Annotated in this window: 8 protein-coding genes; 1 reads left to right on the top strand and 7 read right to left on the bottom strand. The window is 40.2% G+C overall.

All coding sequences use genetic code 11. The features are described 5' to 3' along the window. Positions 1 to 41: 41 nt before the first annotated feature. Complete coding sequence (locus tag ACHCNF_RS00615) at positions 42 to 1403, bottom strand: sodium-dependent transporter (protein WP_408070869.1); 1362 nt, start codon at positions 1401 to 1403, stop codon at positions 42 to 44. A 190-nt stretch (positions 1404 to 1593) separates the two neighbouring features. Here ACHCNF_RS00615 and ACHCNF_RS00610 point away from each other — a divergent pair, with 190 nt between their 5' ends. Beyond that, positions 1594 to 2337 carry a helix-turn-helix transcriptional regulator gene (locus tag ACHCNF_RS00610; RefSeq protein WP_408070868.1) on the top strand — a complete coding sequence of 248 codons (744 nt, stop codon included), beginning with the start codon at positions 1594 to 1596 and terminating at the stop codon, positions 2335 to 2337. A gap of 3 nt (positions 2338 to 2340) precedes the next feature. Here the strand turns inward: ACHCNF_RS00610 and ACHCNF_RS00605 are convergent, their stop codons facing one another. The 6 genes from ACHCNF_RS00605 to ACHCNF_RS00580 form a co-directional block, all read right to left on the bottom strand. Beyond that, entirely contained in the window at positions 2341 to 4125 is a 1785-nt protein-coding gene (locus ACHCNF_RS00605) for an MATE family efflux transporter (RefSeq protein ID WP_408070867.1), read from the bottom strand. A 210-nt stretch (positions 4126 to 4335) separates the two neighbouring features. Continuing rightward, the gene (locus ACHCNF_RS00600; protein ID WP_408070866.1) at positions 4336 to 7950 is read right to left on the bottom strand and encodes a carbohydrate binding domain-containing protein; all 3615 of its coding nucleotides are present in this window, start codon (positions 7948 to 7950) and stop codon (positions 4336 to 4338) included. Between the two features lie 207 nt (positions 7951 to 8157). Further along, positions 8158 to 8982 carry a carbohydrate ABC transporter permease gene (locus ACHCNF_RS00595; protein ID WP_408070864.1) on the bottom strand — a complete coding sequence of 275 codons (825 nt, stop codon included), beginning with the start codon at positions 8980 to 8982 and terminating at the stop codon, positions 8158 to 8160. 27 nt (positions 8983 to 9009) lie between these two features. Beyond that, entirely contained in the window at positions 9010 to 9900 is an 891-nt protein-coding gene (locus tag ACHCNF_RS00590) for a carbohydrate ABC transporter permease (protein WP_408070862.1), read from the bottom strand. A gap of 96 nt (positions 9901 to 9996) precedes the next feature. Next, positions 9997 to 11358, bottom strand: a complete 1362-nt coding sequence (locus ACHCNF_RS00585) for an ABC transporter substrate-binding protein (RefSeq protein ID WP_408070861.1) — start codon at positions 11356 to 11358, stop codon at positions 9997 to 9999. Between the two features lie 103 nt (positions 11359 to 11461). Next, positions 11462 to 13675: an alpha-galactosidase gene (locus tag ACHCNF_RS00580; protein WP_408070860.1), complete on the bottom strand. Its 2214-nt coding sequence runs from the start codon at positions 13673 to 13675 to the stop codon at positions 11462 to 11464. Between the last annotated feature and the right edge of the window lie 138 nt (positions 13676 to 13813).

Genomic DNA, 13813 nt, shown 5'->3' with positions numbered 1-13813 from the left:
ATGAGGTTGTCGTGATATTCCCCATAAAGCGGCTCTTTTATTTATGCAATGATTCCCTGTATAAGAATTATAAAAATCAAAACCGGAAGAACAAACTTAAAGTAGTTCTTAAATATTCCGGGCATTATCTTACCTTTTCCGGTGTTTGTCTCCTCCAGGTATTTGTCAAATCCCCATCCGAATTTTGTGGTACAGAACATAAGGAATATCAGCGATCCCATAGGAAGTAGTATGTTACTTACTATAAAGTCCTCAGAATCAAGAACATCTCTTGCCCCTATGATGTGAAGATCACTCCACAGGTTATACCCCAGAACACATGGAAGGCTTGCAACCAGTATGAAGATGCAATTCACCAAAATAGATTTTCCTCTGCTCCATCCCAGATTATCTGACAAAAAAGCAACCAGGTTCTCAAATACCGCTGTAACAGTGGAAAAACTTGCAAAAGTCATAAATACAAAGAACAGAGTTCCCCACATTCTACCCATTTTCATATTCATAAATACTCTCGGAAGTGTTATGAATATGAGCGATGGTCCCTGACTTGGCTCAACATTGTAGCTAAAGCACGCGGGGAAGATAATAAGTCCCGAAATAAATGCAACAAATGTATCAAGGACACAAATTCTTATGGCTTCACCTGTAATGGTATGGTCTTTGGACATATAACTTCCGAAAATCTCTATCGCACCAATTCCCAGACTAAGCGTAAAAAATGCCTGATTCATTGCTGCACTGATAACCTTGCCAAGTCCTACAGACATAGCCTTGTTCCAGTCGGGAAGCAGATAGAATTTTACGCCTTCCGCTGCATTACTCAGCGTCAGTGAATGTCCTGCAAGAACAATAATAAGGGCAAGTAACCCTATCATCATAATCTTGTTAACTCTCTCAAGTCCGTCAGCAACTCCGAGGCTCAAAACAGCAAATCCGAATATAACCGTAAGTGCCATGAATATTCCCATCTCTTCAGGGTCAGCGAGCATCTGATTAAAAAGTTCACCCACATTTTCAGGCTTGATTCCTGAAAACTGTCCCGAGGCAAATTTAAAGAAATAATCCACCATCCAGCCGGATACTGTTGTGTAATACATCATCAGAAGGTAACAGCCGATAATACAGAGCCAGCCGTGGATATGCCACTTCTGCCCTTCCTTTTCCAGCTTTTTATACCCCATTACCACTGTCTTCCCGCTGGCACGACCGATAGCGAGCTCCATAGTCATTACCGGAATACCCATGATAACCAGAAACAGCAGATAGAATAATACAAAAACTGCTCCGCCATTTGCACCTGTAACATACGGGAATTTCCATACATTACCAATTCCTATCGCACATCCTGCACTGACAAGAATAAAACCAAGTCTGGAGCCAAAGCTCCCCCTCTCTTCGCTCATATTTTTACTCTCCCACTTTTTTCTCTGTTTGCCGGAATGAATACTTTATCCGGCTCTGAATCATCTTTTTAAAACCATTAATATTTTATCATATTTTCCTTATAAAACTCATCTTACTTATCGCTTTATATACATGTATAATAGTATGGCAATATCAAGAAAATATAAAACGACAAGGTGAAGAAATATCATGGATTTTCATAAGGCCTGGGAAGAAAACGAAATAAAGCTATCTGAAAATGAAGTTATTCATGTACCTCAAAATGACGAGTACATGTTCTATCAAAGCGTAGCAAGCGGCGATATAGAAGCCGTACAGGAAAATATAGACAGTCACCGCTTTCTGGACTCTAATGGAAAAGGCACGCTCTCAAAAGATCCGCTTCAGAATCTGAAATATCATTTTGTTGTCAGTGTTGCCCTTATAACCAGAATCTGTACCGAAAAAGGTATGGAGATGGAGCGAGCTTTCAGGCTCAGCGATTTTTATATTCAGCAGCTTGATGATATCAGGTCCATTGATGAATTATGTGAACTCCATGCTCGAATGGTAATGGATTACACTGTACGCATGACGGATCTTCGTCAAAATGCAAATCTGTCGAGAACAACAAACGAATGTCTCAACTATATTTATGCACACGTAATAGACCGCATTACCATTGAAGATCTTGCAGATTATTTAAAGACCTCCACAAGTCATATTTCAAGACTTTTTAAGGAAGAACTGGGTATATCTCCCAGTGACTATATCAGGAATGTAAAGCTGGATAAGGCAAAAAACCTTCTTAGATTCAGCGATTATCCCATAATAGATATCTCCAACTATCTTTCATTCTCATCGCAGAGTCATTTCAGCAAGCTCTTCTTCGAGGAAACCGGAATGACACCCAAGAAATACAGAGAGACCTACTATGGGACAACCTGGAAATAGTAATTATATTTTTATAGCCAGGACATTAAGTCCCAATACATTAAGGTAGCTCACGTCATTGGCCATTTTATAGATCATTCTGATACCAATGTTTTTAGTAAGATCTTCTGTATCGTCTATGCCGTTTCTGCTGGCAGGGTCAAAGGCGATACAGTCATCTTTGATTCTAAGCGTCACATCACCATCTTTATAGATAGTTTTGATATCTACTGAATGTTTTCTCTTATCTTTGTTAAATCCATGCTCCACTACATTTCCTGCCATTTCTTCCATTGCAAGCCCTGCAAGCATGGCTCTCTTGTGGTCTACTCCTCTTTGCTCACAGAAAGTCTGAATCTCCTGTGACACTTTTGAGACCTCATCTATTCCTGTAACTACGATTTCCATAACATCATCATCTACTACTCCAAAGTCATCCGGAATTACCATGAGATCTGCCATAGTTCGTGCTATACGTTTATTATTCAGAATGGAATACAGAATAATAATTATCGTTGTAATAACTCCGTTAAGCACATTTGCAATATAAATCGCATTTAATCCAAGCTGCTTAATAAGGAGGATTGAGCAGACACCAACACCGAGAACACCATCAACTGCAGCCAGAATATTTATGAGAACATGCTTGGAAGCAGCCTGACCGTAACATGTAAAGTGCATACATATAATAGAAAATGGCATACACAAAGGAAGAATCCTAAAGCCCCATGCAGTCATCATAAATACCGGATCTGACGGATCCTGATAGAATATTCCGGTAATTGGGATACTGAACATTACTATTCCCAAGCTGATAACTGCCTGCATAGCAAGGTATCTTGTAAACATAAATTTCATTACTGAAGTAAGAGCATGTCTGTCCTCTTCACCCATTCCAATACTTATAAGAAGACGTGATACGGCAAGCATTCCTGCGGGAACCGACCAGAACAGATTCATAAAATTATTTGCGGTGGCAAATGCAGAAACACCTATGCTCCCAACATATGTCAGTATAAGATAATTAACTAAAAATCCACGCGCTGTCTGATAAATGCTGGATAATGCTCCGGGAAAGCCCTTTGAGATTATCTCCTTTCCGAAACTGATCTTCATTTTATTAAAAGCAAAGCTGATGTAAGACTTGCCTGAAATGAAATATAACAATTCAATTATGCAGAACAGCCAAAGTCCCAGAGATGCAGCGAATGAAAGACCGAATGCCTCCCATCCCAGAACCTGTACGAAAAGATAATTGAAAAAAAGGTTTGATACTACGAATATAGAGCTTGCCACAACAGATAGTTTCTGTTTGTTTTCAAGAGAAAGAAAAACCGTAAGCTGATTTCCAAGAATATAAGGTATAATACCAACAGCCTGTCCTATGATGTACCTGTTAAATAAAGGTCTTACCACAGGGTCTGATGAAAAAATGCCTGTCAGATCATATACACCCAAAACCAGTAATACTACTGTGAAGAATACAGAGATAAAAAAACATACGATCATATCAAACGTAAAAACACCCTGAACTTCATCCCTGTCACTTTGTCCTATATACTTTCCACATACAAGAGCAGCACCTCCTAAAAAGATGGTACTGATAGCGCCAACAAACAATTGCAGGGGACCATACAAACCTACGGCACACATAGCATCAACCCCGACATAGTTGGATGCAAAATAGCTTGATATTATAGAGTTAATAAGTCCGACAGCAGCAAATAGTATCTGAACAGGTAACAGTCTGATCATAAGTGTTGCTATCATCTGTTTTTTTCTGCCTCTCTTCTCTTTATTATTACTCATATCAATCCCTCTCATATATATAAAATGGCATTTTAATATATTGATTTATAATGAAATAATATCACCTATACATATATATTTGTTCGCTTAACCATCAAGTTTAATAAAAGATTTATATTTTATTTATGCAAAAAGCACTTTAGCCATAAGCCAAAGTGCTCTTGCGTTTTTTATAGGGAGTTATATGAAAAAGAAATATATGAAAAGTTGTTATTTACGTATAAAGGATACGTCTGTAAGTCCTGCATCCTTAAACAGCTTAACAACCTTGTCATAGCTTGCATCATCCTTGGCACTTATAATAACTTTGAAGTTTTTGCCAAGTTTGCAATCCTTAAAGGCAGATTTCTCCACCTTAGCGAGCTTATCGCCCTTAACAGTAATGCTTCTAAGCTTTTTACAGCCTTTGAATGCACCTTTTCCGATAGTAACTATATTTTTTCCAAGTGTTACCTTCTTGAGTTTTTTATTTCCCTTAAAGGCGTTATTTACAAGCTTTGTTACTTTTACCTTAGCGCCGTCAACAACCACTGATGAAGGAACTGTCACATTCTTTTTGTCAGAATTGGGATTGATTCTGTAGCCTGCCTTATTTTTGCCAATGATCTTGTATACAGCGCTCTTTGTTACTCTTATTTCTCCTTTGTCTGCCTTACCGTTATTGTTAACCTTTGTCTGAATCCCTGAATTATCAGCTTTATCTGTCTGGGTAACCGGAGCAGTCACTTCAGACTTTGAAACATTCTGACTCTCATTACCTGTTTGTGCAGGCTTTTCAGGATTTTCCTGAGAAGGCTTATTCTCAGGCTCTTTTCCGGGAGCCTCAGCAGGCTCTTCTGTAGGTTCTTCTGTAGGCTGAGTTTCACCATTTATCTTGTCAAACTCCTCCTTTGTAAGCTCTGTGAGAACAATATCATCAATATAGATGTTGTGCTTTCTCTCTATTCTGTTTCCCCCAAGAGCGCCAAATGTAATATTGAATCTTGTATTGTTATCTGTAGCGTTGGTCATCTGGAATGCATGAGTAAATTCATTCCATTCGCTTTCAAGCATTATCTCACCGGTATTACTATAATTGGTCCATTCGCCGCCATTTTGCTGAAGACTGTACTTGATTGTTCTTTCCATATCTGTCTTCGCCTTGAAAGCTATATAGTAATACTTGCCCTCTTCAAGCTTTAAGCCATCCTGGTTGAGCTGTATGTACCAGTCATTGTCTTTCCCGGTGTCCTCTATAGTTATGGCAAATGCATTATCATTGCCGTTCATGCTGTCTATTACATAGTTTGCCTTTGCAGCACCATCTATATAAGGCGACCAGCCGGCAAGGCCTGCATCAAATGATCCGTTTTTAAGAAGTGCATTTTCTGTTAAAAATACGTCGTCAAGGTAGTATGTTCCCGGTTTTGTAAATACAAATTCTATTCCGGATTCTTCCCTTGTAAGGTTTTTATCAAGTGTGATCACCTTACTAAAGCTTGTCTTCTCGCTTGTAAGTGCAGGAATAAATTCCTCTCCTACCACATTTACTTTAAGGCCGTCAGCCTCTCCTTCATTATGAAAAGCGCTGAAAGTAAGCTCATACTGCCCCTTGACAAGAGGTGCAAGCTCTGTCTGTGAAATCGCTACGGGATTAGCCTCTGAAGCACCTTCCGGAACCTCTACCTTAACCATGAGCTGTCTGTCATTCTTTTTATTTGTTACAGAGATCTGTGCTGCATCCTCTTCATCAAATTCCCAGTAGCCAAGTCTCTTGTCACCCTGATCAAAGGAGCCGTTATATACATAGTTTCCGTCGGGACGAATAACCTTCTCGTTCTCATCGGCAACCTCTTCTCCGGACACATGAACCAGCTTAACATTTTTTATAATTACAGGTGCAAGTGAACCCTGTTTTCCAAGATTAAACTCAAGAGAACCATTGGGATCTGTTTTCTCATTCATAGTGAAATTATATGTATAATGCTGCTCTGCAGTTCCTATAGCATAAACAGTATCCTGCATGTATCTTGTCCAGCCTCTGTCAGGACCTTCCACATCAATGACAATCTTTCTGTCCTCAGTGCTGTATGCATCAAAGGAGAGCTCGTACTCCCATCCTTTATACATTGGAATTCCGGCCTGCTTAAGCTGAATACTGTGAGTTTCTTTTCCCTCGGATGAAGGTGTTACAGTTACTTCATTATTATTTACAGTTGCTGTCGAATCCTTTGCGTCAGGTTCAAAATGTAATACCCAGCCGTTCTTTGCAGCGTCATCAGCGTCTTTACCTACACCTGCATTGAAGGTTCCATCAAGAACGTAATTGCCCTCTGAATCAGCTTCTCTGTATGTAACAGGTTCCTTTTCAGGTCTTGTAGCCTCATTTTCGCCCTGTTCATATACGCTTTCATCCTTTTGATAAACTCTTACATAATCAACGGCGAATTCTTTGCCGTTGATTGCTTCAAGGTCAGGATTACCTACCCATGATCCGCCAACTGCCAGGTTCAGAATAATGTAGAAGTCCTGATCAAATGGTGCAGGATAAGTAACCTGGTTATCGTCATCTGTTCCTGTATACCAGTCGCTTGTCTCATAAACCTGCTCGCCATCAACATACCATGTCATCTTGCCGGGCTCCCAGTCCAACACAAAATCATGGTAATCATCTGAGAAGCTGCCTTCCTGAAGAGTTTTTGTTCCCTGATTCTGGTTATGTCCGCTGCCCTGATCATAGCCATAATGAATAGTATGGTAGGACTTATTTGTTTCCTGTCCCATAACCTCCATAATGTCAATTTCACCGCACTTAGGCCACTGGCCATAGAACTGTTCATCTGTAGCCATAAGCCAGAATGCAGGAAGAAAGCCGTCACCTACAGGCACCTTTGCTCTTGCTTCAAAGCGGCCGTATTTGAAATCATGTTTGCCCTGAGTATTGATTCTGCCTGATGTAATCTCGCTTTCTCCTGAAGGCACATTTTCCGAAGCACCGCTTCCCTTTATGAGAACCTTTCCTCCGCCATACCAGTTATAGCCATTGGCAGGATCTAACAAGCTTACTTCTGCCACGCGGTCAATATCTGATGCTGCGTCCATGGAAAATACATATTTATGTCCGGGAATAAGCCTTATTCCATCCTGCTGCAGCTGGATATTCCAGTTAGCATCGCCTGCATTATCAATTTTAATGTTTGCTTCCCCATCGCCAAATGTTCCTGTTCCTTTGGCAGGATCTGTGATGCCAAGGTTCCAATCCTCTGAATTTTCAAAGTTTACACTTTTCAGAAGGTTTTCACTTCCATCTGTTTCATCTGTAAGGGAAATATTCTTAAGAGTCACCTCTGCTTCTGAAGCAAGTGCTTCAATATTATCCGGAAAGTCTGATTCTCCGTTTATCTTTCCAAAGTTGATCTGAAGTGCAATAGTATCAGTTTCCGGCTTATCTTCACCAACATTAACTTCTATGCTGAAATTCTCAAAGCTCTTCTCTGTACTCTGCTCATCTCCGGTCTCCTCCCCATCCTCAGATGAAGTATACTTTGGAATAATATGAAGCGCACCGTCCTCAACCTTGATGTTGCCCTCATCAAGAGAGGTGTATCTTTGCCACTCTGAATTTACCCACCCGGGTTCATGCTCTTCAACGTTCCAGTCATCTGTGTTCAAGCTGTCACCGTCAAACTCATCACTCCATACCAGTGAATAGCCATCGCCTTCAGAACCGTTTCCGCTGTCTTCTACAGGCTCTTCCTCAGCACTTGCAGAAAGCGGAACATTTGTTACTGTCAAGGCAGTTGCCATTGCCATAGCCAGTATTCTTCCCCATTTTTTGTTATTCATGTCCTTCTCCTTCCAAAAATCTTTTTGTAAATTTATCCTATAGATTTTAAGAAAGAGGTTATATCAAATTTATGCTTTTTTTATAATTTTCTTTCTACTTACAAAAAAGACACACCCCATGTACCTGGAAGATGCGTCTTTTTAAAAACAATCACTTACTTATGAAATACTCAAAATATATACACCATAAATCCTTAACACATTTAATTAAAGCTTTCCGCCTGACGTAGCAATACCTTCAATGAACTGTTTCTGGAAGAACACATATATAATGATCATTGGAAGACATGCTATAAGTGCTGCAGCCATAAGCTGCGGATAATTCGAAGAGAACTGTCCCTGCATCTTGGAAAGTGCACTTGCAAGCGTTGTCTTATTTGTATCAGGGCAAACTATCATCGGCCACATAAGATCTTTATAAGCAAATACTGCAGTGAAGATACCAAGTGCAACCATAGATGATTTAGTAAGAGGTGCCATGATAAATAAAAATGTCTGGCCTATATTACAACCATCTAGTCTTGCTGCTTCTTCCAGTTCCCTCGGAAGCCCCATATACGCCTGTCTTAAAAGGAATGTTCCGAAGGCGGATACAAGTCCCGGGAACAAAAGTCCCATCATGGAATTAGTCCATCCCAGCTTACTTACCATTACATACTGGGGTATGATGAAAATCTGTGAAGGTATCATCATCTGGAAGAGAACCAGGCCGAACATGAAGTTTTTCCCGAAAAAATTAAGTCTGGCAAAAGCATATCCGGCAAGAGTTGCAGTAAGGACAGCGCAAAGCACTCTAAGTATGATCATCATAATAGTATTGTAATAAAGCTTTACAAAGTTCACATTATTCATAACCTCGCGAAAATTGTCCACTCTCCACTTTGAGGGAAAAATCACAAAAGGATCCATCTGAGTAGATTCTCCAACTGTCTTAAATGCAGTAAGTATCATCCAGGCGAAGGGTACCAGCATAATAAAGGACATGATAGCGAGTATTATATATATTAAAATCCTGTTTTTATTTCGTTCCATTATTTCACACCTTTTCCTTAGTTTCCTTTAATTATAGTGAACCCATTTCTTCTGACCCAACATCTGTAACACTGTAAGCGCAAGAATTACCATCAGAAGGACTACCACAACTGTAGATCCGTATCCCTTATTACTCTGTGTAAATGAGTATTTATAGAACAGGCAAACAAGGGATTGTGTCTTTTTTAAGGCCGGATTGTTGTTATCAATTACCATATAAATAACATCGAATACCTGCATCGCAGCTATCACTCTTGTTACAAGAACAAAGAATATAGTCGGCGAAATAAGCGGTACAGTAATATTGAAAAACTGTTGAACACCTGAAGCACCGTCAATTGCTGCTGCTTCGTAGAAGTCCTTTGGAACCTCCTGAAGTCCTGCCAAAAACAGAACCATGTTATATCCGATAATGGACCAGATTCCAATTACTGCTATTGAATAAATAGCGATATTCGGATTGGATATCCAATTTGTTTTTCCCGGAATGATATGATTCAAAAGACCAAATTCCGAGTTGTAGAGCCAGCGCCATACCATTGCTATTGCTGCAGGTGCAGCAACCATAGGTAAGAAGAAAATAGTTCTAAATGTTCCCTTCCCCTTTATCCTACCGTTAAGGAAAACTGCAAGGACCAGAGAAATGGCAATCGATATCGGCACCTCTACTACCGCATATTTTACTGTGTTCCACAGGGCCTGCCAAACCTCAGTGTCTGAAAATACCTTTGCATAATTATTTAGTCCCACAAATATATTCCCTTTTCCGAAATCGCCTGTTTTAAAAAAGCTCTGGTATATCGTCGAAAAAATGGGAATAATATTTAATACAATGAGTCCCACCATTGTTGGAATAATAAAAAGCCATCCCCAAATAAATTCACTTTTTTCTCTTGGTGTCATTTTGCTTCCTGCCATAATTATCAGCCTTTCCATCCCTTTAAACACAGAGTAGGAGAAAGAATCTCTCTCCTACTCTTGCTTTTTAACTCAATATCTTCATTATTGATGATGTTACTCTTCGCTAAGTGTCTGATTCATACTGTCACAAATCTCTTTGCAAACGTCCTCAACAGTCTTTTCACCTGTCCATGCTTCCTTAAGCTTCTCAGTCTGCATATCTTCCCACACTGTTGTGTACTTGGAATAAGGTCTGAAAACAAGGTCTGCATCAAGCATTTTCATGTGACCGTTAAGATCAAATTTATCAGTGCAGTTTACCCAAAGATCTGAACATCCTTCATATGCTGACATTGTTACCCCAAGCTCTGCCTGCTTTTCCTGCATCTCTTTGGAGCCAAGCCACTCAATGAGGCTCCATGCCGCATCAGGATTCTTGGTATTTGCTGCTGCAGCCCATCCAAGTCCGTTGTAGATAGAAACTCTCTTGCCTGTCTCAGCATCCTTGGGAAGTACTGCTACATCACAATTCTCTGCTGTATATTCGTTGTCCTTAAAAGCTGCTACCATCCATGAGCCCTGAGTTACCATGGCAACCTTTCCTGACTCGAAAAGAACGTCAGCGCCTGACTCTGAAATTGTGTTAAGATCAGGGCAAGAGCCTGCCTTAACCATATCTACAAACATCTGAATAGCCTTTATTGTGCCCGGCTTATCATATCCGGAAGACTTCTTGTCCTCGCTGATAATTTCTCCGCCCATTGAATAAACGGTATTGTAGAATGAATCCTGGTTATTGGAAGGAGCAATTGCATAGCCCCAGTGATCGTCATTTGTCAGCTTGGCAGCTGCATCTTCAAAATCATCCCAGGTCCATGTATCATCAGGATAAGCAACACCCATCTCATCAAATATAGTCTTGTTATACCAAAGAGCGATTGTATCAATATCCTTCGGAACAGCATACTGCTTTCCATCATTCTGATACAGATTTACAATACCCTGATAGTAATTACCCATGTCAATCTTGTCGCTTGCTGCAATCTTATCTGTAAGATCCAGGAGCATATCATTTTCCATATACTTCTGAGCCTGATTTGAATGCATCCAGAATACATCAGGAAGTTCTCCGCCTGAAGCTCCAGCTTCCAGAAGTGTCCAATAATCATCCCATCCGACAACCTGAATTGTAGCCTTTACACCTGACTGTGCTGACCACTCATCAATTATCTCCTGGAGTCCCGGTCTCTGGTTCTCATCCCAGATTGAAACGGTAAGCTCTCCCTCAACACTGCCCTTCATGGCTTCGGACTGAGCTTCTTCTGTTGATTCAGCGGTGTCTGCAGATTCCGCTGTCTCTGTGCTCTTAGCTGCAGCAGGCTCAGCTGTATCAGCTGCTCCTGATCCCCCACATGCTGCAAGTGACATAGCCATGACTGAACTCATAAGTAATGCTGCTAATTTTTTTACTTTCATAAATAAACCCTCCCTTTATTTGTTTTTTATGTTCCTCAAAAAACTAAAGTAATAATATAAATATTTGCCCGCTAACTAAATGGAATAATAATAACTAATCATGTCATTTTGTGACATTCTTTTTTAATACATAAATCCTTGATGAAAAATCCCCATCATCAAAGAACCATTCATTGTCACCTTCAGGATACTGTACGCCGCCTTCCATCAAAATGTCACCATATGCTTCCTTCTGATCGTTTATCTTATACACTCCGTCAGGATCAAGTCCTTTCAGCCTTATTCTTATCTGGCCAACATTTGGAGTCTTTAGATTTTTATAAATCGCTACTATAGATGTTTCTTTGTCCTTTGAAACAACCATCCAGGCAGAAATATTCTTTTTAAAAGGTGACTCAAGTCTGTACAGACTCCCATACTGGAAAAGGCTGCGATATTCCTTCATGAATTTTATCTGTTCCTTAACCATGTCAAATTCTTCATCAGAAATCTCATTAAGATCAAGCTCATATCCGAAAGTTCCAAAGCAAGCAATGGCAGCCCTTTCATCTATTCGTATATTTCTTCCTGTCTGAAGGTTTGGCGATGCAGATACATGAGCTCCCACCATAGATACAGGATATCCATAGCTTGTGCCGTACTGTATTTTGATTCTCTCGTGAGCATCGGTATCATCAGAGCACCACGCCTGAGGTGCATAGTAGAGTATTCCGGCATCGAATCTGGAGCCTCCGCTTGCGCATGACTCAAACAGAATATCCGGAAAAGCCTTTATAAGTCTCTCATACAGGTCATAAACTCCCATGATATACTTGTGGTAAACCATTCCCTCCTTTGAAGGATCTCCTCCAAGGCTATAGCACTCGGTAATTGAACGGTTCATATCCCATTTTATGTAGCTTATATTGGCCTCTGAAAATGCGGCATAAAGCTGCTCGTATATATTATCAACAACTTCTTTTTTGGAGAAATCGAGAACCATCTGATGTCTGCCTAAAGTTCTTGTCCTGTCAGGTGCGCCAAGCACCCAGTCGGGATGAGCTCTGTAGAGATCTGAATCCTCATTCACCATTTCTGGCTCAATCCAAACACCAAAATCAAGCCCAAGGTCATTTACTTTTTCTGAGAGTCCCTTTAACCCATCCGGCAGCTTTTTATTATTGACAAACCAGTCTCCAAGACCTGCATAATCGTCATTCCTTTTGCCAAACCATCCGTCATCAAGAACAAAGAGCTCTACCCCTGCTTCCTTGCCCTTCTTCGCTATTTTTAATATTTTCTCCTCATTGAAATTCATTTCCGTAGCTTCCCAATTATTAAGAAGAATCGGACGGGGAGCATTCTTGTACCTGCCTCTGACAAGATTGTTATTCATAAATGCATGTATACTCTGACTCAGCTTATTAAGTCCTTCCTTCGAATAAGAAATTATCACCTCCGGAGTTTCAAAACTCTCACCCTTATCAAGTGGCCATTCAAACCATCTGGGATTGATTCCCATTAGCAGCCTTAACTTTCCATAGGTATCTGCTTCGCTCTCCGCCACAAAATTACCGCTGTATACGAAATTTATTCCTATGGCTTCTCCCATAAACTCATCCGTATTTTTTCTCTTTACGATCACAAAAGGATTGTAGTTGGCACTGGAATGCCCCCGCATGCTCTCAATCTGGGTTATCCCGTTTGAAAGTGATCTCTCTACTGGATATCTCTCCCTCCCCCAGGCTCCTTCAAACTGTAGCCAGTTGTAGTCGGAATCAGGCAGATCCAGGCACATGCTAAGCGCCTTTGTTATCACTACTCTGTCATCTGCTAAGTTATTTATTTTCGCATGTCTGCATATGACAGGATATTTCTCCCAGATTGTATAAAATAAAGTTACCTCCACCTTTGCAATTTCATCAAAACATACTATTTCGAGAGTTGTAGCTTCATCATCAGTATTGGCATAAGATGCAGGAAGTCCTTCTATCGGCTTCTTTCCACTGTAAATCCTATGTTCTCTATATATCAGGTTTGTGACTCTTGAACCGTTACTCTGCCTTATCTCATAGGCAGGTGTTCTGAAATCGCCATTACCAAAAGCAGGATATTCGAGCATTGCAAGCTCCTTTGTATAATTCTCATCCTCCTTGGTGTTACAACAAACAGGGCGAACACCCTTAGTCTGTCCATATGCTATCGTCTGGTTCTCATTTATCTTTTTACCAAAATAGAGCTGTCCGACTTCGCCATCAGGACAAATACCGAGAAAATAGCTTATTTCGGCATTAAAAAGATGAAACTGTTTTCCATTCACATTATATGTAATTCCCATCTTGCCTCCCGCTTCACAATCTTTTTATAATGTTATGTGAGTACTTAAATCATTATATGGACGATGTTGATTTATGTTTATGTCTAAATCCCATTTTTTCATGTCAGTTTGTGACATGGAATGATTACCCTGGAGGAG

It is taken from the genome of Butyrivibrio sp. NATIVEDY162, assembly GCF_045999815.1.
In the GTDB taxonomy this organism is placed as follows: domain Bacteria; phylum Bacillota; class Clostridia; order Lachnospirales; family Lachnospiraceae; genus Butyrivibrio.
Note: the sequence above shows the minus strand (reverse complement) of the source record. Positions and strands in the feature narration are given on the sequence as shown.

Coding starts and splice junctions, on each gene's coding strand:
- ACHCNF_RS00615 (WP_408070869.1), bottom strand. CDS start 1,403: ATGAGCGAAGAGAGGGGGAGCTTTGGCTCCAGACTTGGTTTTATTCTT.
- ACHCNF_RS00610 (WP_408070868.1), top strand. CDS start 1,594: ATGGATTTTCATAAGGCCTGGGAAGAAAACGAAATAAAGCTATCTGAA.
- ACHCNF_RS00605 (WP_408070867.1), bottom strand. CDS start 4,125: ATGAGTAATAATAAAGAGAAGAGAGGCAGAAAAAAACAGATGATAGCA.
- ACHCNF_RS00600 (WP_408070866.1), bottom strand. CDS start 7,950: ATGAATAACAAAAAATGGGGAAGAATACTGGCTATGGCAATGGCAACT.
- ACHCNF_RS00595 (WP_408070864.1), bottom strand. CDS start 8,982: ATGGAACGAAATAAAAACAGGATTTTAATATATATAATACTCGCTATC.
- ACHCNF_RS00590 (WP_408070862.1), bottom strand. CDS start 9,900: ATGGCAGGAAGCAAAATGACACCAAGAGAAAAAAGTGAATTTATTTGG.
- ACHCNF_RS00585 (WP_408070861.1), bottom strand. CDS start 11,358: ATGAAAGTAAAAAAATTAGCAGCATTACTTATGAGTTCAGTCATGGCT.
- ACHCNF_RS00580 (WP_408070860.1), bottom strand. CDS start 13,675: ATGGGAATTACATATAATGTGAATGGAAAACAGTTTCATCTTTTTAAT.